The sequence below is a fragment of the Micromonospora sp. WMMD737 genome, from assembly GCF_049179055.1.
Lineage (GTDB): Bacteria > Actinomycetota > Actinomycetes > Mycobacteriales > Micromonosporaceae > Micromonospora > Micromonospora reichwaldensis.
Genome location: NZ_JBMHMH010000001.1, coordinates 1,630,143 through 1,655,257 on the forward strand (window position 1 = coordinate 1,630,143; position 25,115 = coordinate 1,655,257).

The following is a 25,115-nucleotide window of genomic DNA, read 5'->3' on the forward strand; positions in this document are numbered from 1 at the left end:
CAACGACGGGTGATGCGGGCTACGGCGCCGCCTCGTGACGATCGTGGCCCTCGTACGCACTCCAGCGGTAGACGCACGCTCATGCCGCTGACGGTGCCGCAGTCTGTTCCAGGCCCAGGGCGCGTTGGACGTCTTGTCGCATCTGCAGCTGGTTAGCAGTTCGGCTAGGTTGGCCACGTGGATGTCCAGGTACTGGAAGGTTCGTTCGTCGAGGTGCCGACTGCCGAGGGCGAGGGCGCGGGAATGGACCGCCGCGCATTCGGCGAGTTCGTCGGGCCTCGCGGCGAGTTGGCCTCGTACGCGTTCGGCTGGACCACGCGGTCGCAGCCCCACGTCGCCCGACTGTCGATCGGGATCGGTGCCGGCAATCCAGGTGGCGGGACGTTCCACGCCGTCCTGTTCCAGCACCAAGACGCTCATGCGTTCTCACTCATCGATGAGCCGTTCGAGCGGGTACCACAGGGCGGCCCGGATTTGACCGCAGAGCAGGCTCGATCCCATGAGGATCTGCCGTTCGTGTGGTGGGTTGCGGACCACGTCATGCGGCATGATCGACGCGCATGGTGGATGCGGCACTGGCTGGTGGGCACCGCGTGCATCCAGACCATCGAGGTCTTCGAGCGTCGCGAACCTGTTCTGCTGGTGAGCAACGAGGTTGACGACGGGCTCTGGCAACTTATCGGCGCTACGGACGCGGACAGCAGCACCGGCAGGATCGGCCACCTCCACCACGTCGTGGACGAAGATCCGACCTTGATCGACGTTCTCGACCTGCCGCCGGGAAGTAGCGCACAACGCGCCCGCCGCGGAGAACCTTGGACCGGCCACCCGACCACCCAGCCTGAGCCGATCGCGTAAGGGCTTCCCTGACCGGCGGCAGGCTCGGCGAGACGAATGCACACGCACTACTTTGCCGCGATCAGCTCGTTGCGCCGAGTAACAGCGAGCGCGGCGGCCGGTGCCCAGACCTACCGAATGCAGCGCGTGGCTCTGCCCACGGCGGAATGTCTTGAATCTGGAGGTGACGGTCGGAGAGGCTCAGGGCGTGCCTGAGCTGATAGACATCACGGTCGGTGACCTGCACTTCTCGTTGCGGGTATGGCAAGCCGTCGACAAGTACAAGACGCCCGCCGTGCTGCTTCATGCCACCGGAAAGACCGCAAGCGACTGGGACGTGATCGCCTCGGGCCTGTGTACGGAGCGGACCGTGTACGCCGTCGACCTGCGCGGCCACGGCGCCAGTGACTGGCCCGGTACGTACAGCCTGAAACTGTTCGCGCAAGACGTCATCGGCGTCCTGGACCAGCTGGACATCGGCGCGGTGGACCTGGTCGGCCATTCCCTCGGCGGTCTGGTGGCCTGCCGGGTGGCCGCCGAATGGCAGGGACACGTCCACAAACTCGTGCTTGAGGACATCGGTTACCCGCATCCTAGACCGCCGGGGCTTCCCGACCGTCCCGCAGGGGATCTGCCCTTCGACTGGCACATGGTGGAGCAGGTCCGGCCCGAGATCGACGATCCGGATCCAGGATGGGCCGACATCGTCGCCCGGATCACGGCACCCACTCTGCTCATCGGCGGCGGAGCAGCGAGCCATGTCCCCCAGGAGCACGTTGCCGAACTATCCGATCGTTTGGCCGACGCCCGGCTGACGACGATCGCGGCCGGCCATCTGGTGCACGAGACCGTTTCAGACGAGTACCTCAGGACCCTGATCGCATTCCTCACCCCGTGATCGACGCCCATCCGCTATCGCCGCCGAGCGAACGCGCTGGCTAGGCGTCCTCCTCGTCAAACGGCTCGTCACTCCACCGCCACCACGCCTCGTTGCCATCGATGTGAAGAAGGAACTCTGGAACCTCCTGGCCCTCCGGGTACCGAAGCGTCACGGCGTTTCGGACTGCCTCGTACGCGCGCTCCCAGGACTCGACATCCTCATCGATACCATCGAGCAGCCGCAGTTCCTCGGCGAAGAGCGGCCGGACCTCAGCGAGCCCCTCCCTCGGGTCGACACGAGCGTTCAGCCACGGGAAGTCGCCGCCGGTCACCACGAGATCAGCAAGTACCCCGCCGTCGTCGCGCCAGTGCAGCGTCCAAGCGCCGCCGTGATGATCGCTCACGATGACGACATTAGCGACTGCAGGGAATTCCCTGCCAACCCGTACCCGGCTTCGGCTTCGCCATTAGTCGCACCTCGGCCATGGTCAGATGCACGCTTCTGCCGCGATCAGGGCAACCCGCGAGCGGCTGGGACGCTGACTGCTGAGGTTCGTGCCGCTGCAGCGGTTATCGCAGCACTGGACGGACGGACCGTGCCCGGCAGTGCCGGGACGAGGGGTGCGCGGCGCTGAGGTGGGCCCGGGAGCGGGTGAAGGCGTACCGGCTGGCCGGCAACCTACCTGACCGGAGTGTCACGAGGGTGACTCGACGCGGGCGAGCAGCTCGGCGAGGTGCACGGCCCGCACGGCCGACCGGCGCCGGCGCAGCCCCGTGCGCAACTGCCGCAGGCAGCCCGGATTGACCGCCACCACCAGGTCCACCCCGCCGGCCTCGATCTCGTCGAGCTTCGCGTCCAGGATCCGCCGCGAGTCCTTCGGCCGCAGCAGCGAGTACGTGCCGGCGGCGCCGCAGCAGGTGGCCGCCGAGGGCAGCTCGACGTAGTCGGCGACCTGGCGCAGCAACGCCCGGGGCTCCGCGAAGACGCCGAGGCCGTTGCGCAGGTGGCAGGAGTCCTGGAGAGTGACCCGGGCCCGCCGCCCGCCCACCCGCAGCTCGGCTCCTGCGGGCCGGCCGGCGAGCCAGGTGGACAGCTCGCGCACCCGGTCCCGGCCGAGCACGGAGGCGAGGTGCGCGGCGCAGCCACCGGAGGTGGTGACGATGGGGCCCGGCAGGTCCGCGCCGAGGCGCTCGGCCAGCCGCTCGCCCCCGGCCAGGTCGCCGTTGTGCGCGTGCAGCGCGCCGCAGCAGCCCTGGACGGTGGGGACGGCCAACTCGGGGGCGAGCGCGTGCGCCGCCCTACTGACCGCCGGATAGAGCCCCCGCTCGACGCAGCCCAGCATGAGCTGCGCACCCGCCCCGCCTGCGGCGGCGGATCCGGGGGCTGCCACCAGCGCGGGTGCCGCACCCGAGGCCGGCGCGGTCGGGGTCGGGGTGGCGGCGCGGCCGCGGGCGGCGCGGCGGACGAGGCCGGACAGCCGCAGCAGCCAGCGTTGCTCGACGAAGAGCATCAGCGCCCGGGCCACCAGCGGTCGCCGCCAGCCCCGCCACTGGTGCACCCGCCACTGCTCCAGCAGGCTGCCGTACTCCACCCCGGCCGGGCAGACCGGCTCGCAGGCCCGGCAGCCCAGGCAGAACGAGGCCTGCTCGGCGAGGGTGCCGTCGTCCGGGGGCAGGGTGCCGTCCTGCAACGCCCGCATCAGCGTGATCCGGCCGCGCGGCGAGGACGCCTCGTCGCCGGTCATCGCGTACGTCGGGCAGGCCGGCAGGCAGAACCCGCAGGAGATGCAGCGGGACAGCTGCTCCGGGTCGAACACGTCGCCGGTCATGAGCCCAGCTTTCCGGGGTTGAGGATGCCCGCCGGGTCGAAGGCGCTCTTGATCCGGCGCAGCAGGGCGAGCTGGTCCTCGCCGAGGCGGGTGGCGAGGAACGGCAGTTTCGCCGCCCCCACCCCGTGCTCGCCGGTGATCGTGCCGCCGAGGTCGATGGCGGCGGCGAAGACGTCGGCGAAGGCCGCCTCGGCCCGGCGTACCGCGTGGTGGTCCTCGGCCGAGTCGAGCACGCAGGTGGGGTGCAGGTTGCCGTCGCCGGCGTGGCCGAAGGTGGCGATGGCGACGCCGTGCCGGGCGGCGATGGCGTCGATCCGGTCGACCATCTCGGCGATGCGCGGCCGGGGCACGGTCGCGTCCTCCAGGATGGTCACCCCGCCCCGGCGGGACAGCGCCGGCAGCGCGCAGCGCCGGGCGGCCAGCAGCGCCTCGGCCTGGGCGACCTCGCGGGCCGTGGTGACCTCCACCGCGCCGGCCTCGACGCAGGCCGCGCCGATCCGGTCCAGGTGGGCGGCGACGAGGTCGGGCGGGCCGTCGTCGCCGAAGAGCAGCAGGGCACCGGCGTCGGTACGCAGCCCCAGGTGGGCGAAGTCCTCCACGGCGTCGATGCAGGCCCGGTCGAGGAACTCCAGTGTCGCCGGCACCACCCCGGCCCGGATCACCCGGGCGACCGCCTCCCCCGCGTCGGCCAGCGTCGGGAAGTACGCGACCCCGGTGTTCGCCGACGCCGGAGCGGGCAGCAGGGCCACGGTCGCCTCGGTGATCACGGCGAGGGTGCCCTCGGAGCCGGTGAGCAGCCGGGTCAGGTCGTAGCCGGCGACGTCCTTCCACAGCCGGCCGCCGGTGCGGATCACCTCGCCGGTGGGCAGCACCGCCTCCAGGCCCAGCACGTAGTTGCGGGTCACGCCGTACTTCAGGCCGCGCAGCCCGCCCGCGCAGGTGGCGATGGTGCCGCCGACCGTGGCGACGGTCCGGCTGCCGGGGTCGGGCGCCCAGAGCAGGCCCTGCGCGGCGGCGGCGTCGGCGAGGGCGGCGCTGGTCACGCCCGGTTGCGTCCGGGCGAGCAGTTCGTCCCCGCTGACCTCGAGGATGGCGTTGAGCCGGGTCAGCACCAGCACGATCCCGCCGCGCAGCGGCACCGTGGCGGCGCACAGGTTGGAGCCCGCGCCGCGGGGCACCACGGGCACCCGGTGCCGGGTGGCGAGTGCCAGCACCGCGGCGACCTCGGCGGTGTCGGCCGGGAAGACCACCGCGTCCGGGCGGTGCGAGAACAGCGGCGTCGCGTCGCGCGCGTACGCCACGAGGTCGCCGGCCGCGTCGTGCACGTGCGACGGACCGACGATCCCGCGCAGCTCGGCGAGGACGGTCGCGGACAGCGCCATGCCCACCCTTCCCTGTAGCTTTTTGCCGGCTCGCGACCGGCTGCCTGGCGACAGTTTTCACCGATCATAGAGAGCCGGCGGGGCTGGGTGAAGACGGCGGGCCGCCCGGCCCACGTCCGGGTCACCGCGCTCACGGCCCGCTGCGGACCCGGCGCCGACGGTCCGGATCGGGTCGGTCGTCAGCGCGGCGGCAGGTGCTCGTGCAGCGCGGCGAACTCGGCCACCGTGAGGAAGGACGGATTGGCCCCCTGCGGCTGCCGGAGCACCTCCGCGCCGGCCAGCCGCGCGTCGCCCCGGAAGGACTCCCGGGGCACCCGGTGCGCCTCGTCGAGGACCGTCAGGTCCAACGGCACCGTCCAGGCCGCGCCCGGCTCCCCCGGCACCGCGGCGGCGGCCACCAGCCCCACGCCCCAGACGCCGTACGCGAGCCGGCCGCGGCTGCCACTGGCCCAGAGGACCACCGGCTGACCTGGGCGCATCAGCCGGGCCCGGTAGCCGGGGCGTACGCACCAGCCGGTCACCCGCGGGTCACGGGCGAAGCGGCCGGCCAGGTCGACCCGGTCCGCGTTGCCCTTGATCAGCCACGCGCCGAGGTCGTCGAGGTGCACCCGTCGGTCGGTCACCCCCTCATCCTCGCCCGGATCCCGGCCGGCCGCCCGACCGGCCGGGACCCGTCGTCAGGCGACGTGGCGCAGGTAGCCCGCGACCGACGCGTCCAGGACCTCGCGGCCGGGCCGGGCCCACACCTCGGCCGAGAAGACCTCCACCTCCACCGGCCCGGCGTAGCCGGCCGCGTCGACGGCCTCCCGCAGCCGGCGCAGCTCGATGCAGCCGTCACCGGGCAGGGCCCGGCCGAGCAGCACCCCCTCGGGCAGCGGGGTGACCCAGTCGCACACCTGGAACGCGGCGATCCGCGCTCCCGCCCGGGCGATCTGCGCGTACACCGTGTCGTCCCACCACACGTGGTACGCGTCGACGACGACCCCGACCACGCCCGGGTCGAACCGCTCGGCGATGTCGAGCGCCTGGCCGAGGGTGGACACCACGCAGCGGTCGGCGCTGAACATCGGGTGCAGCGGCTCGATCGCCAGCGTCACCCCCGCCGCCGCCGCGTGCGGGGCCAGCTCGGCGACGGCGTCGGCGACCTGCCGGCGGGCGCCGTCGATGTCCCGGCTGCCCGAGGGCAGCCCGCCGGAGACCAGCACCAGGACCGGGGTGCCGAGGGTGGCGGCCTCCTCGATGGCGCGCAGGTTCTCCTCCCGCCAGCCGTCGGCGGTGAAGAAGCCGCCCCGGCAGAGCGACGTGACCTCCAGGCCCGCGTCGCGGACCAGCTTCGCGGCGCGGGCCAGCCCGTACTCGGCCACCGGCTCCCGCCAGAGCCCGATCCCCGGCACGCCGGCGGCGACGCAGCCGGCGACCACCTCGGGCAGCGGCCAGTGCTGCGACGTGGCCTGGTTGAACGAGAACCGTTCCAGCCCACTCACTGGTCCGCCTTCCGTTCGCGACTGCGGGGCTCGCAGACCCGGCTCACTCCTCGCGCTCACTGGTCGACCCCCGCCACCGTGAACAGCGCCCGCGCGCGGGCGGCGGCCAGGTCCGCGTCGGGCAGCAGCCCGGCGGCGTCGGCGAGGGTGAGCAGGGTCGCCAGGTGCGCCGGCGAGCGGCCGGACTGCGCGCCCCCGACCATCGTGAAGTGGTCCTGGTGCCCGGTCAGCCAGGCCAGGAAGACGATGCCCGTCTTGTAGTGCCAGGTGGGCGCCGCGAAGATGTGCCGGGCCAGGGGCACGGTCGGGCCGAAGATCCGGTCGTACGCCGCCAGGTCCCCCGAGTCCAGCGCGGCGAGCGCGGCGGCGGCGGCCGGCGCGATCGCGGCGAACACCCCGAGCAGCGCGTCGGAGTGGCCGCTCGCGTCGCCCCGGATCAGCTCCGGGTAGTGGAAGTCGTCGCCGGTGTAGAGGCGCACCCCGGCGGGCAGCCGGCGGCGCAACGCCACCTCGCGGCCGGCGTCCAGCAGGGAGACCTTGATGCCGTCCACCCGGCTGTCGTGGGCCTTGATCAGCTCGACGACGGCGTCGGCGGCCTCGTCGAGGTCGGCCGACCCCCAGTAGCCCGTCAGCGCCGGGTCGAACATCGGACCGAGCCAGTGCAGCACCACCGGCTCGTCGGCGGCGCTCAGCAGCTCGTCGTACACCCGCAGGTAGTCCTCCGGGTCGCGGGCGGCGGCGGCCAGGTGGCGGCTGCACATCAGCACCGGGCGGGCCCCTGCGGCCCGCACGTCGTCGAGCTGCTCGCGGTAGGCGCGGGCGACCTCGGCCAGGGTGGCCGGGCCGGGCGGGAGCTGGTCCGTGCCGACCCCGGCGACGATCCGCCCGCCGACCGCGCGGGCCTCGGCCGCGCTGCGCCGGATCAGCTCGCGGGTGGCCGGGTAGTCCAGGCCCATGCCGCGCTGCGCGGTGTCCATCGCCTCGGCCACCCCGAAGCCGTACGACCACAGGTGGTGCCGGAAGGCCAGGGTCCGGTCCCAGTCCAGCACCGCCGGGGCGCCGGGGACGTTCTCGGCCGTCGGATCGGCCACCACGTGCGCGGCGGCGTACGCGATCCGGCTGCTCGGCGGCCCGGCGGGGCGTGGGAAGCCGACGCCCCCGGCCAACCGGTACCGCCGCCCACCCGGCAGCACCACCTCATTGCTCGCGCTCACAGCGCCACCTCCGTTCGCGACTGCGGGGCTCGCAAACCCGGCTCACTCCTCGCGCTCACAGGTTCAGCTCCGGGATGTCGAGGCGGGCGCCCTCGCGCGCCGAGCGCAGGCCCAGCTCGGCGAGCTGCACGCCGCGCGCGCCGGCCAGGAAGTCCCACGGGAACGGCTCGTTGGCGACGACGTGCCGCAGGAACGCCTCCCACTGCACCTTGAAGCCGTTGTCGAACTCCTCGTTGTCCGGCACCTCCATCCACTGTGACCGGAAGGGCTCGGTGACCGGCAGGTCGGGGTTCCACACCGGCTTCGGGGTGACCGCCCGGTGCTGCACCCGGCAGCTGCGCAGCCCGGCCACGGCGCTGCCCTCGGTGCCGTCGACCTGGAACTCGACCAGCTCGTCGCGGTGCACCCGGACGCACCACGAGGAGTTGAGCTGCGCGACCACGCCACCGTCGAGCTCGAAGATGCCGTACGCGGCGTCGTCGGCGGTCGCCGGGTAGGTGCGGCCCGCCTCGTCGACCCGCTGCGGCACGTGCGTGGCGGTGAGGCAGGAGACCGTACGCACCCGGCCGAAGAGCTCCTCCAGCACGTACTGCCAGTGCGGGAACATGTCCACGACGATGCCGCCGCCGTCCTCGCTGCGGTAGTTCCAGGACGGGCGCTGGGCCGGCTGCCAGTCGCCCTCGAACACCCAGTAGCCGAACTCCCCGCGCACCGACAGGATCCGGCCGAAGAAGCCGCCGTCGATGAGCCGCTTGAGCTTGCGCAGCCCGGGCAGGAAGAGCTTGTCCTGCACCACCCCGGTACGCACGCCGGCGGCGCGCGCCGCCCGGGCCAGGTCGAGGGCGCCCTCGGTGTCCTCGGCCAGCGGCTTCTCGGTGTAGATGTGCTTACCGGCGTCCAGCGCCCGGCGGATCGCCTTCTCCCGCTGCTGGGTGACCTGGGCGTCGAAGTAGATCTCGACGTCGTCGCGGGCCAGCGCCGCGCTCAGGTCGGTGGTCCAGTCGGTCAGCCCGTGCCGCTCGGCGATCTCGCGGAGCTTGGTCTCGCTGCGCCCGACCAGGACGGGCTCGGGCCAGATCGACGTGCCGTCGGCCAGGGGCACGCCGCCCTGCTCGCGGATGGCGAGCAGGGAGCGCACCAGGTGCTGCCGGTAGCCCATCCGGCCGGTGACGCCGTTGACGATGATGCCTATCGACCTGCGGGTCATGGTGTTCCTTCCCTCCGCGGGCGCCTCCGACCGGGACGGCGGCGGGCGGCGACCTGTTCCACGCCTGCGCCGCCGCCGGGAGGCCCCCGGCGACGATTTTCAGGCAAGCGCTTTCCTGGGCAGCGTAGGGAACGCCTCCCTCCTCAGGCAAGGGGCTGTCCGACCCGTCTCGCGGCCGGTGCGGCCCGCCGGGCCACGCGGGCGGGCGCCGGGGCGGGGAAGCGCTTTCGCTGCGGTACGGTGACGATGGCCGGCACCGGGGCGCGGCCGTCGAGAAACGACCGAGGGGGCGGCAGTGGCGACCCTGTCCGACGTGGCCCGGCGGGCGGGGGTCTCGCCCGCGACCGCCTCCCGGGTGATCAACGGCAGCAGCAAGCCCGTCACCGAGGAGCTCCGCGAGCGCGTGCTGCGCGCCGTCGCCGAACTCCAGTACGTGCCGAACGCGCACGCCCAGCTGCTGGCCCGCTCGCACCGCGTGGCGGTGGGCGTCATCGTGCACGACGTCTCCGACCCGTACTTCGCCGAGATCACCCGGGGCCTGCAACGGGTCGCCACCGACCAGGGCCGGCTGCTGATGATCTGCAACAGCTACCGCGACCCGGACCGCGAGCTGGAGTACGTCGAGCTGCTGCGCGGCCAGCAGGTCGCCGCGATCATCCTGGCCGGCTCGGGCTACCACGACGCCACCTTCACGCGGCTGCTCAACGAGAAGCTCGCCGCGTACGAGGCGACCGGCGGACGGGTCGCGGTCATCGGCCGGCACGAGCACTCCGGCGACGCGGTGATGCCGGACAACCGCGCCGGCGGCCGGTTGATCGGCGAGGAGCTGTACGAACTCGGTCACCGGGCGATCGGGGTGGTGGCCGGGCCGGCGGTGCTCACCACCACCACCGACCGGCTCACCGGCCTGCGGGAGTCCCTCGCCGCACACGGGCTGAGCCTGCCCGAGCACCGCGTCCGGCACGCCGAGTTCGACCGCGACGGCGGCGTCGCCGCCACGGCCGCGCTGCTCGACGCCGACCCCGAGCTGACCGCCGTCGTGGCCCTCAACGACTCGATGGCGATCGGCGCGCTGGCGCTGCTGCGCTCCCGGTCGGTGGCGGTGCCCCGGCAGGTGTCGGTCATCGGCTTCGACGACATGCCGATCGCCCGGGACGTCACCCCGGCACTGACCACCGTCCGGCTGCCCCTGGTCGAGATGGGGGCCCGCGCGATGTCGCTGGCGCTCGACCCGGGGGCCGCGGCGCCCCGCGTCGAGGTGCTGCCCGCCGAGGTGGTGCGCCGGGACAGCACCGGGCCGGCCCCGTCGGCCCCGGTCCGCCCACGGGCGGGGGGATCCGGCGCGTCAGCCGGCTGACGACCCACGTCTTCGCCGACCGGCCGCCGCCGGAGGCGCCCAGGGCGGGCCTACGCGCCGACGTGAAGCAGGTCGCGGCGCGGGGAGGCACGCGACAGGACCACGGGGCGCGGCCGGACGTAGGGCGTGTTCCCGCCGCCGTTCACCGCAGCAGCAGGAACGTGGGGGCGGCGATGAGCGTCCCCACGACGGTGCCGGCGGCCACCTGACCGACGGTGTGGTCGCGCAGGCGCACCCGCGACCAGCCGACCAGCGCCACCACGGGCGCCGAGGCGAGCAGCGCCGGTCCGAACTCGATCACGAGCACGGCCGCCGCGCCCGCCGCCACGGCCGCGTGGATGCTGAGCTTCCACGCCAGGTTGACCACGGTCACGGCGAGGCCGAGGGCGAACATGACGACGACCATCGCCAGGACGGGGCGCGGGGCGCCGAACCCGATCATCACGGCGAGGCCCACCAGCACGGACAGCAGCCCGTACGCCAGTGGCCGCCGGCGCTGTTCCCGTCGCCTGATGTGGTGGTCGGTCAGCCGGCCCCGGCGGACGCCCCACCAGATCAGGCTGTTGGGGATGATCGAGCAGAACAGGGAGCCGACCAGGGCCCAGGCGAGGCCCACCTCGACGGGCGACGCGGCGTGCAGGCCCACGACGACGGGCATCAGCGCGGCCAGCAGCGCCGGGGCGAAGACCTCGGTGGCGGCGCGGGCGAGCCGCCTGCCGGTACGGCGGTCGGGGCGGTCGATGACGTCGTGCACGGTCCACATTCTGCCGGCCGCCCCCGGCGGCGCGGCGTGCACGGGCTCAGATGATGAAGTGGGTCCAGTAGGCGAGCCAGGTGACGAAGAGCGCGCCCTGCAGCAGGGCCAGGGCGGCGGTCAGCCAGGCGTCGGCGCCCGCGTGCCGGGCCCAGCGGGCCAGCACGAGGGCGACCGGGAAGACGGCCAGCAGATAGCGCAGCAGGCTCTTGTACACCGGCGGGCCCATCGACAGCGGCACCAGGACCATGGTCAGCCCGTACACGAGATAGGGCAGCCCGAGTCGGCGGGCGCCCGCGAGCAGCACCGCCAGCACCAGCACGGCGACCCACACCCGCAGGGCGTCGCGCGGCGGGCTGCCGGTCAGGCCGTGCCACAGCACCGCCAACGGGTTCTGCACCCGGATGCCCCAACCCGTCTCCTGGGCGTGCTTGTAGGCGAACCAGTCGCCGCTCTGCCACCGGCAGAACGCCATGAACGCCAGCCAGCCGGCGGGCACCAGCGCCAGCGGCCAGCCGACGCGCACGTACGCCCACCACGCGCGCGGGCCCAGCCGGTAGCCGTGCTGCCGTAGCAGCACCAGGGCCAGCGGGAGCACGACGAGGAACCCGACCGAGCGGCTCGTCGCCAGGAAGAAGCCGACGACGCCCACGAGCAGCCAGCGCCGCCGCTCGGCGTAGTGGAAGGCGGCGAGCGCGAGGCAGAGGAACAGCGACTCGGTCAGCGCCGCCTGGAACAGGAACCCGGCCGGCAGCAGCACGAGGTAGCGGACGAACCGGCGGGCGGAGGCGTCGTCGCCGAGCAGCCGCTCGCCCAGCCGGTGGGCGTAGAAGAGCATCAGCAGGAACGCGACGTTCGCGACGAGCAGCAACGCCAGCGCGGTGTCCCCGCCCAGCAGCGGGGCCAGCGGACGGGCCAGGAACGGATAGAGCAGGGGAAAACCGAAGTCGGGCCACGGCTCGTCGAGCGGGAGCTGCGCCAGGCGGTCGTAGAGGAAGGAGTCCCAGGCGAACCAGAGCGCGAGCGCGCGGTGCCCGGAGACCGCCCGCTGCTGCTCGCGCATCGTCGTCTCGTCCGGCGGCGGGGCCCAGGGCACGTCGTCGAAGGCGCTCAGCGCGAGCACCCCGAGGGCGCTGAGCACGATCTTCGTACCGAAGAAGACCGCGAGGACGAACAGCCACGGCGCCGGCATCCGGCCGGCGGCCCGCGACGCCGCCCGCCGCAGGTCGTGCCCGCGCCCGGCCAGCCGGGCGGGCAGCGCGCGCCACCGCCGGTCCGAGACGGCCCGCCCACTGTCCATCACGCGTCTCCCGGTCCGGCGGCCCGACCGGAGCCACATCCCCGTTCCGGGACCGTTGACACGTCGGCGCGATCCCGGCCCGGAACCGGGCGCCGGGCGCGTCGCGGCGCGTCCCGGGCGCTCCGCCCGTCGGGTTGTGCCGGGAGCGGACGGGAATCCGGGGTGAGTTCGGGCCGGCGCCGGGTAAGCGGGCCGCCTCCGGGAGGCGGAAGCAGGGGGCGACGGGCATGGGCGAAGAGCACGGCACGGTGGTCATCGGCGCTGGGCCGGCGGGCCTGACGGCGGCGTACGAGTTGCTCCGGCGCGACAGCGCGGTCCGGGTGTTCGAGGCCGACGAGGTGGTGGGCGGGATCAGCCGTACCGTCGAGCGGGACGGGTGGCGCTTCGACATCGGCGGGCACCGGTTCTTCACGAAGGTGGCCCGGGTCGAGGAGTTCTGGCACGAGATCCTGCCCGACGAGGACTTCCTGCTGCGGCCCCGGATGAGCCGGATCTACTACCGGGGCGCCCTGTTCGACTACCCGCTGAGCGCGGCGAACGCCCTTCGTAACCTCGGCGTGCGGGAGGCCGCGCTGTGCATGGGTTCGTACGCGCGGGCCCGGCTGCGCCCGCCCAAGGACCAGTCGCACTTCGAGGGCTGGGTCTCGGCCCGGTTCGGCTGGCGGCTCTACTCGATGTTCTTCAAGACGTACACCGAGAAGGTCTGGGGGATGCCGGCCGACCGGTTGCAGGCCGACTGGGCCGCCCAGCGGATCAAGAACCTGTCGCTGGCCAAGGCGGTCCGCAACGCGGTGCTGCCCCGACGCAACCGCAAGGACGTGACCAGCCTGATCGAGGAGTTCCAGTACCCGAAGCTCGGCCCGGGCATGATGTGGGAACGCTGCGCCGAGGAGGTGCGCCGGCGCGGGGGCCGGGTGGACACCGGCACCTGGGTGACCGCCGTGCACCGGGACCCGGAGCGCCGCCGCGCCGTCGCCGTGACCGTCAACGGGGCAGGCGGGCAGCGTACCGAGCCGGCGGAGCACGTCGTCTCCTCGATGCCGATCTCCGAGCTGGTCGCCGCGCTGCGCCCGGCGGCCCCGCCGGAGGTGCTGGCCGCCGCGGCCGACCTGCGGTACCGGGACTTCCTGACCGTCGCGCTGGTGGTGCCGGAGGAGTTCTCGTTCCCGGACAACTGGATCTACGTGCACGACCCGGCGGTGCGGGTCGGCCGGATCCAGAACTTCGGCTCCTGGTCGCCGCACCTGGTCAAGGACGGCCGCACCTGCCTCGGGCTGGAGTACTTCGTGTTCGAGGACGACGAGACCTGGCGTACGCCGGACGCCGAACTGGTCGCCGCCGCGACGGCCGAGTTGGAGCGGCTCGGCCTGGTCCGGCCGGGGGTGGTCGAGGCCGGGTACGTGGTGCGGATGCCGAAGGCGTACCCGGTCTACGACGAGCGCTACCAGCACAACGTCGACGTGATCCGGGACTGGCTGGCGCGCGAGGTGCCCAACGTCCACCCGGTGGGCCGCAACGGCATGCACCGCTACAACAACCAGGACCACTCGATGCTGACGGCGATGCTCACCGCCGAGAACATCGCCTGCGGCACCCGCCACGACGTGTGGTCGGTCAACGTGGAGCAGGACTACCACGAGGAGTCGAGCCACGACGGGGACGGCCACCGGGGCACCGGCCGGGACGCGCCCGTCGTACCGGCCCGGCCCGCCGTCCCGGTCGGCACGACGCTCGACGGTGCCGGCGGCGGTGCCGGTGCCGGTACTGGCGGCGGCACCGCCCGGTTGGACCGGCCGGCCCACGTGCGCCTCGGCTGAGCCGCCGAAGTGACGCAGGCTCCGCGTGGCGGTCAGCCGGCGAGCTGGTCGCGGCGGCGGGTGAGGTAGGCCCGCTCCGCGGGGTTGCCGGCGAGACCGATGGCCCGGTCGTACGCGGTCCGCGACTCGCCGCCGCGCCCGAGCCGCCGCAGCAGGTCGGCGCGCGCGGCGTGGAAGGCGTGGTAGCCGTCGAGGGCCTCGGCGAGCCGGTCGATCTCGGCGAGCCCGACGCCGGGGCCGTCGACCTCGGCGACCGCGACCGCCCGGTTGAGCCGCACGATCGGTGAGGGGTCGAGCAGCGACATGCGCCCGTAGAGGGCGACGATGGTGGACCAGTCGGTGTCCCGGGTGGACGCGGCGTCGGTGTGGACCGCGTTGATCGCGGCCTGCAGCTGGTAGCGCCCGGGTGGGTCGCCGCCGGCCGCCACCGCCTCGATGCGCTCGCGGAGGAGGGCGTTGCCCTCGGCGATGAGGGTGGGGTCCCAGGCGCCGCGGTCCTGCTCGGCGAGGGTCACCAGCTCCCCGGTGCGGGACACGCGCGCCGGCCGCCGGGCGTCGGTGAGGAGCATCAGGGCGAGCAGGCCGGTCACCTCGCCGTCGTCCGGGAGGAGGGCCCGGAGCAGGCGGCCGAGACGGATCGCCTCCTCGGTGAGGTCGACGCGCACCGGGTCGTTCCCCTCGCTGGCCAGATAGCCCTCGTTGAAGACGAGGTAGACGACCGCGAGCACGCCGGCGAGCCGTTCGCGGATGTCGTCGGCCGAGGGCACCCGGTAGGGGATGCGCGCCGCCTTGATCTTCGCCTTGGCGCGGGTGATCCGTTGCGCCATGGTGGTCTCCCGCACCAGGAAGGCGCGGGCGATCTCGGGCACGGTGAGGCCGCCGAGCAGGCGCAGGGTGAGCGCCACCCGGGCCTCCGACGCGAGCGCGGGGTGGCAGCAGGTGAAGATCAGTCTCAGCCGGTCGTCCTCGACCGGGCCGGTCGGCTCAGCGGGCGTGTCGTCGTACATGAGCCGGGCCGCCTGGTGCTTGGCGTCGCGCTGTGACTCGCGACGGAGCCGGTCGATCGCCTTGCGGGTCGCGGTGGTGGCGAGCCAACCGCCGGGATTGGACGGTACGCCCTCGCGCGGCCACCGCTCCGCGGCCGTCACGAACGCCTCGGCCGTCGCCTCCTCGGCGACGTCGAGATCGCCGAAACGGCGCGCGAGGCCGGCGACCACCCGCGCCCACTCCTCGTGGTGGGCACGGGTGATCGCCTGCTGGACGGTGAGAACGGTCATGACTCCGGCAGCGCTCGGACGGATTCCCCGGTTCGGAAGGGACGCACCTCGACCGTACCGCGACACGCTCTCGATCCCTCGACGGCGAGGGCCAGGGCCGCGTCGCGTGGACGGACAGCAGGTATCCGGGCACCACGCTCACTTCTCCCCGGAGCCGTTACGCCGGGCGCGCCCCGGGGCCTCGGAACCGGTGCACCTCCTGTGGCCAGTCGAGCGCGGTCGCGAGCCTGCCGGCCCAGTATCGCGCCGCCTCGTCGTCGGGCACGTCCACGACGGCGAAGCCGCCGAGGTGCTCCTTGGTCTCGACGTACGGGCCGTCGGTGAAGACGGGCCTGCCGTCGACCGATTCGACGCTGCACACCGCGGTGGACCGGTCGAGCCCCCCGTTGCTGAAGAGCAGGACGCCCGCGGCCTGCATCTCCCCCATCACGGCCCAGCTGGCCTTGCTCTTCTCGCGGATCTCCTCCGCCGTGTGTGGTGGCACCCACTCGTCGTTGAAGGTGATCAGGTACTCCGTCATGGTCGTCTCCTCCCGGTCCCGGACGAGGGCCCTGCCCGGCTCCTCGTGTCCGACGGCCCGGCCGGCCGCCGCACACCGGTTCCACGAACGGCTGCGCCCCGATACGACACCATCCCGGAAATCGCGCGGGCCCGGGACCGCGGCGCGCCGACCCGGGCCACCGGTCAGCGGCGGCCGGCGGCCAGGGCGACGAGGTACTGCCCGCCGCCCGCGTCGACGCTCGCGGTCACCGGCAGTCCGGGCACCAGCCGGGAGAACCGGTCGACCAGCCAGTCCGCCGCCTCCTGGGCGTCCTTCCTGCTCGGACAGCGGGCGACCAGCTCGCGACCGCCCTTGCGTTCGAGTCGCTCGGCGACGGTGATCAGTGGCGCGGGCTCCACCACGTGCAGGTGGTCCGGCCAGGCGATGACCACCTTGACCGCGCCCTTGCGGGTGTTGCAGGCCCGGTGCGCGAGTCGCTCGGCGACCTTGGCCTTCTTGTCGGCGGTGCGGCTGTCGACGCTGGGACCGCGCGGGTCGTTCACCGACATGTCGGCGTCGACCGGCTCGTCGCAGACCCAGCACCGCCAGCCGTCACGCCTCGCGACGTCATCGAGGGAACTCATCCGAGCAAACTAGCCTGCCAGCCGCCGGCCGGCGACGATCCGGCCACGACCCGGCCTCCGGACCGACTCCGCCGAGGTCCGTCAGCCGTTGCTGGCGGCGCTCTGGGATGCTTCATCCATGCCTTCCTACCCGCCCACCTTCGCCGACCAGGTCGTCGCCCAGCCGGCCCGGGACCAGTTCGAGGCGTTCCTCGACGAGCACCGCGACGCGCTCAACGGCTGCCTGGACGGGCTGACGGAGCAACAGGCGCGCCGCTCGCTGGTGGCCTCCCGGACCACGCTGCTGGGTCTCGTGAAGCACGTGACCTTCGTCGAGAAGGTCTGGTTCGACGAGGCCGTCACGTGCCGGTCGCGCGCGGAGATCGGGATCCCCGCGACGCCGGACGAGTCGTTCATCCTCACTGACGACGACACGATCGCCACCGTCCGGCGCGCACACCGCGAGGCCTGCGAGGCGTCACGCCGCGCGACGGCGTCCCTGGGCCTGGACGACGTCCTGCCCGGGAACCGGCGCGGCCCGCTTCCGCTGCGGTGGGTGTATCTGCACGTGCTGCGCGAGCTCGCCCAGCACTGCGGGCACGCCGACATCCTCCGGGAGCAGCTCGTCGACGGGTAGTGCGCGGACGTCCGCCCCGCCGTCCCCGGGCCGCCGGGCGCCCCCTCCCCGCCGGTAAACGCCTTGCCACCGCGCCCGGGCCGTCCCTAGCATCCGCCGGATGCGGATCCGCGAGTTCCACGAGTCCGACTGGGCCCAGGTGTGGCCGATCGTCCAGGAGGTGGTCCGGGCGTGGGAGACCTTCCCCTACGACCCGGAGCTGACCGCCGAGCAGGCGTACGACATGTGGGTGGAGGCCGCGCCCGGCCGGACGGTGGTCGCGGTCGACGGCGACGCGGTGCTGGGCACCGCGAAGATGGGCACCAACCGCCCCGGGCCGGGCGCGCACGTCGCCACCGCGAGCTTCATGGTGGCCCGCGCGGCGCGCGGGCGGGGCGTCGGCACCGCGCTGTGCCGGCACGCGGTCGACTGGGCCCGCGGGCGGGGGTACGCCGGCATGCAGTTCAACGCCGTGGTGGCGAGCAACGTCACCGCCGTGGAGCTGTACCGGCGGGAGGGGTTCGACGTGGTGGGCACGGTGCCCGGGGCGTTCCGGCATCCCACCCTCGGACGGGTGGGCCTGCACGTGATGTACCGGGAGTTCTGAGCAGCCGGCCGGACGCCGCGCGCCGCGTCCCATCGGGGCGGGACGCGGCGCGTGGTGGGCATCGTCAGGCGGTGGCCGAGGCGACGGCCTCGGCGCGCAGGTTGTCCTCGGAGGCGCCCCGGCGCCAGTAGCCGGAGAAGGTGACGTGGCGGCGGTCCAGGCCGCGCTCGCCGACGAGGTGCCGGCGCACCGAGCGCACCATCGAGGACTCGCCGGCGATCCAGGCGTACGGGCTGCCGGCCGGCAGCCGGGCGGCGCGCACCGCGTCCGCCAGCAGGGTGCTGCCGGGGGCGGTGTTGCCGCGCACGATCCAGCGCACCTCGGCCCGCGCCTCGGTGGGCAGTTCCTGGATGTCTCCCGCGTCGGGGACCTCGATCCAGGCCCGCACCGGGGTGCCCGGCGGCAGCCAGGCCAGGATCCCGGCGGCGGCCGGCAGCCCGGTCTCGTCGGCCACCAGCAGGACGGAGTCCGTGCCGACCGGGGGCCGGAAGCAGACACTGCGGTTGTCGTGCACGGCCGGGCCGAGCAGCACCACCCGGTCGCCGGGCAGGGCGTGCCGGGCCCAGCGGGAGGCGGGGCCGGTGTCGCCGTGGCTGACGAAGTCGATGTCCACCTCGGCCACCTCGGGGCGCTGCTCCCGGATGGTGTACGAGCGCATCACGGCGCGCACGTCGGGGTCCATGGCCCGGTAGGCGCCGAACCAGTCCTCCCCCGCCCCGACGGGGAGCACCGGCTCGGGCTGACCGGGGTGCGGCAGGAACAGCGAGACGCTCTGGTCCCTGCCGCCACCGGCGAAGTCGGCCAGCTCCGGCCCGCCGAAGGTGACCCGGACCAGGGAGGCGCCGACGCGGCGGGCGCCGACGACCTGCGCGGCGAAGAGGCGGTACTGCACGGCGACGGCGGTGGTCACGACGTGACCTTCTTCGCGCCCTTGATGGCGGTGGCCAGGTTCTCCAGCAGCGGCGCGGCGCCCGCGTACGAGAAGCGGGGCACGGCGTCCCAGGCGGCGACCTGGTTGGCCTTGACCGCCGGCAGCTGCTGCCAGGTCGGCTTCGCGGCCAGGTCCTTGGGCTGCAGGGCGGTGCTGCGGTTGTCGAGCAGGAGCAGGTCGGCCGGGAACTTGCCCGCGTTCTCCCAGCTCAGCGCCTCGAAGTAGTCGCCGGCCTCCAGCTTGGTGGGGACGACGATGTCGACGCCCAGTTCGGCGAAGTACATCAGGTCGGTGCTGACCTTGGGGTTGGAGGCGTAGAACAGGTCGGGACTGCCGGAGCAGGCGAGCACCTTGATGCCCGGGTTGTCCTTGACCGCCTGGCGGACCAACTCGGCGGCGGCCTCGAAGCGGGCCTTGGCGTCGGTGACCTTCTTGGCGGACAGGTCGGCGCCGAGGGACTCGGCGAGCTGCGCGTACCGCTCGATCGGCTTGGTCATCGGCACCCGCGCGGTGGTCACGGTGACGGTGGGGGCGAGCGGGAGGATCTTGCTCTTGCTCTCGTCCGGCACGTACCAGAAGGCGCCCGGGTCGTACATGTGGGTGACGAGCAGTTCGGGCCGCAGGGCGGCGTACTTCTCCAGGTTGAACTCGCCCCAGACGTTGCCGAGGATCTCCACGGACTCGACGTCGAGGTCGCCGGCCTGCGGGTCCTTGCTGCCGTCGGAGCGCTTGGTCTCGCCGAACACCCCGACGATCTGCTTGTCGAGCCCGAAGTCGACGAGCGCGGCGGCGACCCCCGTGAAGGCGACCACCCGGGTCGGCCGGGCGGGGGCGCTGACCTTCTCGTTGCGGTCGTCCGTGAACGACCACGGCCCGCCGGAGTCCTTGGCGGCGGGGGTGGCGGAGTCCTCGTCCCCGCCACAGCCGGCGAGCAGGGCTGCCAGGGTGGCGGCGCCACCGGCGGCGAGCAGGCCCCGGCGGGAGAGGCGGCGGGCGGACACGGGATGCGGCATGGCGGTGTCTTTCGATCAGGGTCGGGCGAATGACCATGGACAGCGGGGTTAGGTTAACCTAACCTAAACGGCTGTCAAGTCCCGTTCGGAATTCCGCACCAATCGGAGCCCACACTGTCCGCCACCCTCTCCCCCCGCGTCGGCGCGCCGCCGGCACCGCCGGCCGTACGCCGGCCCGGCCGGTCCGCCCTGCGGGCCGCCGGGCTCGCGGCGTCGGTGCTGCTGCTCGCGGCCGTCGCGGTGCTCAGCATCGCCGTGGGCGCCAAACAGCTCCCCCTCACCGACGTGTGGCAGGGCCTGCTGGACCGCGACGCCGCCGAGTACGCCGTCGTGCACCGCATGCGGCTGCCGCGTACGCTGCTCGGTCTGCTCGCCGGGGCGGCGCTCGGCGTCGCCGGCGCGGTCATGCAGGCGCTGACCCGCAACCCGCTCGCCGACCCCGGCCTGCTCGGCATCAACGCCGGCGCGGCGGCGGCGGTGGCCACCGGGGCGCTGCTGTTCGGCATCGGCGGCGTCGGCGGGCAGGTGTGGTTCGCGCTGCTCGGCGCGGCCGCCGTCACCGCCGCCGTGTACGCCGTCGGCGGCGGGCGCGGGGCCACCCCCGCCCGGCTGGCGCTGGCCGGCGCGGCGCTCAACGCCACCCTCTACTCGTACGTCAGCGCGGTGATGCTGGTGGACACGGCCTCGCTGGAGCGGCTGCGGTTCTGGACGGTCGGCTCGCTGGCCAGCGCCGAACCGTCGACCGTCCGCACGGTCGCGCCCTTCATGGCGGCGGGCCTGCTGGTCGCCCTCGCCGTCGCCCGCCCGCTCAACGCCCTCGCCCTCGGCGACGACGCGGCGCGCGCGCTCGGCGCCCGCCCGGCCCTGGTCCGGGGCGCGGTCATCCTGGCGATCACGCTGCTCTGCGGCGCCGCCACCGCCGCCTGCGGGCCGATCGTCTTCGTCGGGCTGCTGGTGCCGCACCTGGTGCGCGCGCTCACCGGGCCGGACCTACGCTGGCTGCTGCCGTACTGCGCGGTGCTGGCACCGGTGCTGCTGCTCGGCGCCGACGTGCTCGGGCGGGTGCTGAGCCGCCCCGGCGAGCTCCAGGTCGGGCTCGTGACCGCCGTGGCGGGCGGGCCGCTCTTCCTCTGGCTGGTGCAGCGCGGACGGGTGGCCCACCCGTGATCACCCTGCGTACCCGCGGCCTGTCCCTGCGGCTGCGTCCCCGCGCCGTCGCCGTCGGCGTCACCTGCGTGCTGCTGGCCCTGGCGCTGGGCGTGCTCGCCATCGGCAGCGGCGACTACCCGATGAGCCCCGCCGACGTGCTGCGCGCCCTCACCGGCCGGGGCACCCCGGCCGAGGAGTTCATCGTCACCGAGCTGCGGCTGCCCCGGGTGGTCACCGCCCTCTGCGTCGGCGCCGCGCTGGCGTTGGCCGGCGCGGTCTTCCAGTCCCTGGTACGCAACCCGCTCGGCAGCCCCGACATGCTCGGCTTCACCCAGGGCGCGGCCACCGGGGCGCTCGTCGTGGTGGTGCTCGGCGGCAGCAGCGCGGCGCTGGCCTCGTCGGCGGTGGTCGGCGGGCTGGTCACCGGCGCGCTGGTCTACGCGCTGTCCTGGCGACGCGGCGTGCACGGGTACCGGCTGATCCTGGTCGGCATCGGCACCATGGCGATCCTCACCGGCGTCAACGGCTGGCTGCTCACCCGGGCCCCGCTGATGGACGCCGCCCGCGCCGTGCTCTGGCTCACCGGCAGCCTCGACGGTCGCGGCTGGTCGAACGCGCTGCCGCTGCTGATCGCGCTGGGCGTGCTGGTGCCCCTCATGCTGGCCGGCTACGGGCCGGCGATGCGGCTGGTCGAGATGGGCGACGACACCGCCGCCGCCCTCGGCGTACGCGTGGAGCGGCTGCGCCTCGTCGTGCTCGCGGCGGCGGTGCTGCTGGTCTCCCTCGCGGCGGCCGCCGCCGGGCCGGTGAACTTCGTGGCCCTCACCGCGCCACACCTCGCGCGGCGGCTGACCCGGGCCCCCGGGCCGAACCTGCTGCCCTCGGCGGCCGTCGGCGCGGTCCTCCTGGTCGCCGCCGACCAGGTCGCGCTACGGGCCTTCCCCGGGCACCAGCTGCCGGTCGGCGTGGTCACCGGCGTGCTCGGCGGCGCCTACCTGGTCTGGCTGCTGGCCACCGAGCGCCGGGCCGGCCGACTGTGACCGGGCGCGGCCGGCGGGCCACCCACGACGAGAACGGAGCACCGAGCATGCAGTCCCGGCTGAGCGGCACCGCGATGACCCTCGCCTACGAGCGGCGGACCATCGCGCAGGACCTGAGCGTCGCCGTGCCCGACCGGTCCTTCACGGTCATCATCGGTCCCAACGCCTGCGGCAAGTCCACCCTGCTGCGGGCCCTGTCCCGGCTGCTGAAGCCGGCCGCCGGGGCGGTCCTGCTCGACGGCGAGGACATCCACCGGCAGCCGGCCCGCAGCGTGGCACGCACCCTCGGCCTGCTGCCGCAGACGTCCATCGCGCCGGACGGCATCGGCGTGGCCGAACTCGTCGCCCGCGGCCGGTACCCGCACCAGGGGCTGCTGCGACAGTGGTCGCGCGAGGACGAGCGGGTGGTCACCGAGTCGATGGCCGCCACCGGGGTCGCCGACCTGGCCGACCGGGCCGTCGACGAGCTCTCCGGCGGGCAGCGGCAGCGGGTGTGGATCGCGATGGCGCTGGCCCAGCAGACCCCCCTGCTGCTGCTCGACGAGCCGACCACCTACCTGGACATCGCCCACCAGATCGAGATCCTGGACCTCTGCGCCCGGCTGCACGAGGAGCAGGGCCGCACGCTGGTGGCGGTGCTGCACGACCTCAACCACGCCGCCCGCTACGCGACGCACCTGATCGCGATGCGTGAGGGAGAGGTGGTCGCCGCCGGCGCGCCCCGGGAGGTGGTCACCGCCGAACTGGTCGAGGAGGTCTTCGGGCTGCCCTGCCGCGTGATCGACGACCCGGAGACCGGCACCCCGCTGGTGGTCCCCGCCGCCCGCCGCCGGGCCGCCGCGAGCGCCCCGGCGGTCACCGCCGCCGGCGGGAAGGTGGGCGGGTGACGGGCGTTCGCGCCGGCGGCCCGGGCCGCCGGCCGGCCCGCGCCGCGCCGCGGATCGACCTACTCGCGCATCGACCGGAATCACCGTACGGTGGCACACGATGCGTGATCTCGCCAGCACCTACCGACAGGACGTCGACGGCTTCGGCCGGGTGACGATCCGACCCGTCGACCCCGACACCGACATCGACCTGATCCACGGCTGGGTCAGCCAGGAACGCGCCCGGTTCTGGGGCATGCGCGACGCCGGCCGGGACCGGGTCGAGGAAATCTACCGCTACCTGGACTCGCTCCCCACCCACCACGCCTGGCTGACCCACCGCGACGGCACACCGGTGGCGCTGTTCCAGACCTACGAGCCGACCGCCGACCCGGTCGGCGAGTGCTACCCGGTCCAGCCCGGCGACCATGGGGCCCACCTGCTGATCGGCCCGCCCGGCGCGGTCGAGCGGGGCTTCACCGGCACCCTGTTGCGCGTGTTCCTCGACTTCGTCTTCGCCGACCCGCGACACCTGCGCGTCGTGATGGAGCCGGACGCGCGCAACGACAAGGCGGTCGAGCGGCTCCTGCGCACCGGCTTCGTCGCCGGCCCGCTGGTCGACGTCAACGGCAAGCGGGCCCGGCTGCTCTTCCTCGACCGGGAGACGTTCGAGGCCGGCCGGCCCTGAGACGCGTGACGCTCCCCGGGCGGTCGCCCGCCCGGGGAGCGTCGGGGGCTCAGCCGCCCGGTCGCAGCACCCGGCCCGGGCCGGCGACGTTGTCCGCCGCGGCCTGGCTGCGCTGGGTGCCGGTGACGCAGACGTCGTCACCGAGGAACGCCTCGCGCCACACGTAGCCGGCGACGCAGGTGTGCGGGCCGTACGGGCCGTTGACCCAGCGGCTCGTGGCGACGGCGTTGTCCGCGAGCACCTGGGAGCGGGTCGTCCCGGTGACGCAGACGTAGTCGGACTGGTCGGCGTCGCGCCAGACGTACCCGCTGACGCAGGTGTTCGGCCCGGCGACCAGGCGCGCCGGGTTGCGGCGGCTCGCTGCGGCGGCGTTGTCCGAGGCCGCCTGGGTGCGCTGGGCGCCGGTCACGCAGACGTCGTCACCGGAGTACGCCTCCCGCCACACGTAGCCGGAGATGCAGGTGTGCGGGCCGTACGCGCCGTTGGTCCAGCGGCTCGGGGCCGCCGCGTTGTCCGCCCACACCTGGCTGCGGGTGGCCCCGGTCACGCAGACCATGTCGCCCGGCCGGGCCTCCCGCCAGACGTACCCCTGCAGGCAGCGGTTCACCACGTCCGTGGTGACGGTGACCGAGGCGGAGTTGCCCGAGATCCAGTTCACGCCGATCTGCACCCCGTTGGCGTTGAGCGACTGGGCCGGACCGCCGCCGGGCCCGGTACGCAGCAGCGTGGGCGTGCCGTTGCGGACCTCGTGCAGCAGGACCGTGTCGGCCGGGATGCCGGCGCTCCAGCCGGTCTTCCGGCGGAACTCCACCGTGTAGTAGTGGAACGTGTCGGCGGGGTCGAACGGGATCCGGACCAGTTGCGGGCCGCTCGCCGAGGGCACCTCCAGCGGCGCCAACGTGATGCTCCGCGAGCCCACCCCGTCGGCGGCCATGGTGAACACCCGGTTCTTCGGCAGCCAGCCCAGCTCGTCGCGGTGGAACGCGTTGAGCCCGACCGCGCTCGTGCCGTAGTTCGCCGTGGCGAAGGCGTAGATGTGCATCGCGCTCATCTCGTCCCACGGGTCGTCGTACTCGCCCGGCTGGGACCACGGCGCGTTCTGGTAGGTGGTGTCGTTGGAGAACGAGTGCCCCAGGTTGTAGCCGTGCAGCATCTCGTGGGCGGCGAAGCCGACGTTCCAGGCGCCCGGGTCGAGCAGCACCCGCCCGCCGGCGGCCCCGGAGTCGACCCAGTCGTTGAGCATGACGGCGGTGCGGTGCCCGGCGGGGACCGTGTAGCCGTTGGCCGCGGCGGTGTCGACGCAGCGCTGGATGCGGGTGCCGCGGTCGATCGACTGGAACTGCGCCAGGGTGTACGGCATCGTGTACCAGCCCCGGACCGCCGAGCCGGCCAGCGAGACCCGGCCACCGGACTGGTCGGCCAGGTAGTCCGCCACCCCGGAGGTGCCGAGACCGGCGTCGGTGAGGAAGTTGGCGAAGAACGACGGGGTCTTCGGCTCGGCCGGCTTGTCGCTGAACTTGCAGAGCAGCACCGACCAGGGGGTGTTGTTGCGGATCGGGCTGGCCGCCGCCGGTCCCGTCGTCGCCACCACCGTCCCGATGACGGCGCAGCTGAGCGCCACGGTCGCCGTGGCGACGCGGCGCAGCAGGTTGGGTCCCACTCGCACTCTCCGTTTCCGTCGGCCCGCCCGGTGCGGACCAGTGGGACACATGGGAGCACCCGGCGTGACCGCACGGATGCGGCAAGTCGCATTGGCGACGGGCC

General features: G+C 74.0%; 25 protein-coding genes. 10 read left to right on the top strand and 15 right to left on the bottom strand.

Annotated elements, in window-relative coordinates:
- The first annotated feature begins 177 nt into the window (after nucleotides 1-177).
- Both ACN27A_RS06470 and ACN27A_RS06475 read left to right on the top strand, forming a co-directional pair.
- Entirely contained in the window at nucleotides 178-858 is a 681-nt protein-coding gene (locus ACN27A_RS06470; protein ID WP_421450366.1) for a hypothetical protein, read from the top strand.
- Nucleotides 859-1,009: 151 nt separating this feature from the next.
- A complete protein-coding gene (locus ACN27A_RS06475) occupies nucleotides 1,010-1,735 on the top strand; it encodes an alpha/beta fold hydrolase (RefSeq protein WP_421450367.1) in 726 nt (241 codons plus the stop codon).
- 40 nt (nucleotides 1,736-1,775) lie between these two features.
- Here ACN27A_RS06475 and ACN27A_RS06480 read toward each other — a convergent pair whose 3' ends face one another.
- The 7 genes from ACN27A_RS06480 to ACN27A_RS06510 all read right to left on the bottom strand — a co-directional run bounded on the left by ACN27A_RS06480 (nucleotide 1,776) and on the right by ACN27A_RS06510 (nucleotide 8,832).
- Nucleotides 1,776-2,120, bottom strand: coding sequence for a hypothetical protein (locus ACN27A_RS06480; RefSeq protein WP_421450368.1), 345 nt, complete (start codon nucleotides 2,118-2,120; stop codon nucleotides 1,776-1,778).
- 291 nt (nucleotides 2,121-2,411) lie between these two features.
- Nucleotides 2,412-3,545 carry a (Fe-S)-binding protein gene (locus tag ACN27A_RS06485; protein ID WP_421450370.1) on the bottom strand — a complete coding sequence of 378 codons (1,134 nt, stop codon included), beginning with the start codon at nucleotides 3,543-3,545 and terminating at the stop codon, nucleotides 2,412-2,414.
- A complete protein-coding gene (locus ACN27A_RS06490) occupies nucleotides 3,542-4,927 on the bottom strand; it encodes an FAD-binding oxidoreductase (protein ID WP_421450371.1) in 1,386 nt (461 codons plus the stop codon). The genes ACN27A_RS06485 and ACN27A_RS06490 overlap by 4 nt, the downstream gene beginning before the upstream one ends.
- A 179-nt stretch (nucleotides 4,928-5,106) precedes the next feature.
- On the bottom strand, nucleotides 5,107-5,550 hold the full coding sequence (locus ACN27A_RS06495) for a hypothetical protein (protein WP_421450372.1): 444 nt from the start codon (nucleotides 5,548-5,550) through the stop codon (nucleotides 5,107-5,109).
- 54 nt (nucleotides 5,551-5,604) lie between these two features.
- A complete protein-coding gene (locus ACN27A_RS06500) occupies nucleotides 5,605-6,402 on the bottom strand; it encodes a sugar phosphate isomerase/epimerase family protein (protein ID WP_421458386.1) in 798 nt (265 codons plus the stop codon).
- A 65-nt stretch (nucleotides 6,403-6,467) separates the two neighbouring features.
- On the bottom strand, nucleotides 6,468-7,625 hold the full coding sequence (locus tag ACN27A_RS06505; RefSeq protein WP_421450373.1) for a dihydrodipicolinate synthase family protein: 1,158 nt from the start codon (nucleotides 7,623-7,625) through the stop codon (nucleotides 6,468-6,470).
- 55 nt (nucleotides 7,626-7,680) lie between these two features.
- Nucleotides 7,681-8,832, bottom strand: coding sequence for a Gfo/Idh/MocA family protein (locus ACN27A_RS06510; RefSeq protein ID WP_421450374.1), 1,152 nt, complete (start codon nucleotides 8,830-8,832; stop codon nucleotides 7,681-7,683).
- A 295-nt stretch (nucleotides 8,833-9,127) separates the two neighbouring features.
- On the opposite strand from ACN27A_RS06510, the gene ACN27A_RS06515 reads away from it, so the two are divergent.
- Nucleotides 9,128-10,189 carry a LacI family DNA-binding transcriptional regulator gene (locus ACN27A_RS06515; RefSeq protein WP_421450376.1) on the top strand — a complete coding sequence of 354 codons (1,062 nt, stop codon included), beginning with the start codon at nucleotides 9,128-9,130 and terminating at the stop codon, nucleotides 10,187-10,189.
- A 142-nt stretch (nucleotides 10,190-10,331) separates the two neighbouring features.
- Here ACN27A_RS06515 and ACN27A_RS06520 read toward each other — a convergent pair whose 3' ends face one another.
- Both ACN27A_RS06520 and ACN27A_RS06525 read right to left on the bottom strand, forming a co-directional pair.
- Nucleotides 10,332-10,943: a phosphoesterase PA-phosphatase gene (locus ACN27A_RS06520; RefSeq protein ID WP_421450377.1), complete on the bottom strand. Its 612-nt coding sequence runs from the start codon at nucleotides 10,941-10,943 to the stop codon at nucleotides 10,332-10,334.
- Nucleotides 10,944-10,989: 46 nt separating this feature from the next.
- Entirely contained in the window at nucleotides 10,990-12,243 is a 1,254-nt protein-coding gene (locus ACN27A_RS06525; protein WP_421450379.1) for a hypothetical protein, read from the bottom strand.
- A gap of 227 nt (nucleotides 12,244-12,470) precedes the next feature.
- Between ACN27A_RS06525 and ACN27A_RS06530 the strand changes: the two genes are divergently transcribed.
- A complete protein-coding gene (locus ACN27A_RS06530) occupies nucleotides 12,471-14,060 on the top strand; it encodes an NAD(P)/FAD-dependent oxidoreductase (protein WP_421450381.1) in 1,590 nt (529 codons plus the stop codon).
- A 32-nt stretch (nucleotides 14,061-14,092) separates the two neighbouring features.
- Here the strand turns inward: ACN27A_RS06530 and ACN27A_RS06535 are convergent, their stop codons facing one another.
- The 3 genes from ACN27A_RS06535 to ACN27A_RS06545 all read right to left on the bottom strand — a co-directional run bounded on the left by ACN27A_RS06535 (nucleotide 14,093) and on the right by ACN27A_RS06545 (nucleotide 16,462).
- Complete coding sequence (locus ACN27A_RS06535; RefSeq protein ID WP_421450382.1) at nucleotides 14,093-15,337, bottom strand: RNA polymerase sigma factor; 1,245 nt, start codon at nucleotides 15,335-15,337, stop codon at nucleotides 14,093-14,095.
- A 157-nt stretch (nucleotides 15,338-15,494) separates the two neighbouring features.
- Nucleotides 15,495-15,857 (bottom strand): YciI family protein, encoded by a 363-nt coding sequence (locus ACN27A_RS06540; RefSeq protein ID WP_421450384.1) that lies wholly within the window; start codon nucleotides 15,855-15,857, stop codon nucleotides 15,495-15,497.
- A 164-nt stretch (nucleotides 15,858-16,021) separates the two neighbouring features.
- Nucleotides 16,022-16,462 carry a hypothetical protein gene (locus tag ACN27A_RS06545; protein WP_421450385.1) on the bottom strand — a complete coding sequence of 147 codons (441 nt, stop codon included), beginning with the start codon at nucleotides 16,460-16,462 and terminating at the stop codon, nucleotides 16,022-16,024.
- 118 nt (nucleotides 16,463-16,580) lie between these two features.
- Between ACN27A_RS06545 and ACN27A_RS06550 the strand changes: the two genes are divergently transcribed.
- Entirely contained in the window at nucleotides 16,581-17,078 is a 498-nt protein-coding gene (locus ACN27A_RS06550) for a DinB family protein (RefSeq protein WP_421450386.1), read from the top strand.
- 100 nt (nucleotides 17,079-17,178) lie between these two features.
- Nucleotides 17,179-17,664 carry a GNAT family N-acetyltransferase gene (locus ACN27A_RS06555; RefSeq protein ID WP_421450388.1) on the top strand — a complete coding sequence of 162 codons (486 nt, stop codon included), beginning with the start codon at nucleotides 17,179-17,181 and terminating at the stop codon, nucleotides 17,662-17,664.
- A 64-nt stretch (nucleotides 17,665-17,728) separates the two neighbouring features.
- Here ACN27A_RS06555 and ACN27A_RS06560 read toward each other — a convergent pair whose 3' ends face one another.
- Both ACN27A_RS06560 and ACN27A_RS06565 read right to left on the bottom strand, forming a co-directional pair.
- Nucleotides 17,729-18,574, bottom strand: a complete 846-nt coding sequence (locus ACN27A_RS06560; RefSeq protein ID WP_421450389.1) for a siderophore-interacting protein — start codon at nucleotides 18,572-18,574, stop codon at nucleotides 17,729-17,731.
- Complete coding sequence (locus ACN27A_RS06565; protein WP_421450391.1) at nucleotides 18,571-19,608, bottom strand: ABC transporter substrate-binding protein; 1,038 nt, start codon at nucleotides 19,606-19,608, stop codon at nucleotides 18,571-18,573. The genes ACN27A_RS06560 and ACN27A_RS06565 overlap by 4 nt, the downstream gene beginning before the upstream one ends.
- Before the next feature lie 90 nt (nucleotides 19,609-19,698).
- Here ACN27A_RS06565 and ACN27A_RS06570 point away from each other — a divergent pair, with 90 nt between their 5' ends.
- From ACN27A_RS06570 to ACN27A_RS06585, 4 genes are all read left to right on the top strand, one after another.
- Nucleotides 19,699-20,775 (top strand): FecCD family ABC transporter permease, encoded by a 1,077-nt coding sequence (locus ACN27A_RS06570; protein WP_421458387.1) that lies wholly within the window; start codon nucleotides 19,699-19,701, stop codon nucleotides 20,773-20,775.
- Complete coding sequence (locus ACN27A_RS06575; protein ID WP_421450393.1) at nucleotides 20,772-21,797, top strand: FecCD family ABC transporter permease; 1,026 nt, start codon at nucleotides 20,772-20,774, stop codon at nucleotides 21,795-21,797. Before ACN27A_RS06570 ends, ACN27A_RS06575 begins: the two co-directional genes overlap by 4 nt.
- Nucleotides 21,798-21,844: 47 nt before the next feature.
- Nucleotides 21,845-22,684 (top strand): ABC transporter ATP-binding protein, encoded by an 840-nt coding sequence (locus ACN27A_RS06580; protein WP_132234969.1) that lies wholly within the window; start codon nucleotides 21,845-21,847, stop codon nucleotides 22,682-22,684.
- A 100-nt stretch (nucleotides 22,685-22,784) separates the two neighbouring features.
- A complete protein-coding gene (locus ACN27A_RS06585) occupies nucleotides 22,785-23,351 on the top strand; it encodes a GNAT family N-acetyltransferase (protein ID WP_421450395.1) in 567 nt (188 codons plus the stop codon).
- 49 nt (nucleotides 23,352-23,400) lie between these two features.
- Here ACN27A_RS06585 and ACN27A_RS06590 read toward each other — a convergent pair whose 3' ends face one another.
- Complete coding sequence (locus ACN27A_RS06590; protein ID WP_421450397.1) at nucleotides 23,401-25,011, bottom strand: hypothetical protein; 1,611 nt, start codon at nucleotides 25,009-25,011, stop codon at nucleotides 23,401-23,403.
- Nucleotides 25,012-25,115: the final 104 nt, after the last annotated feature.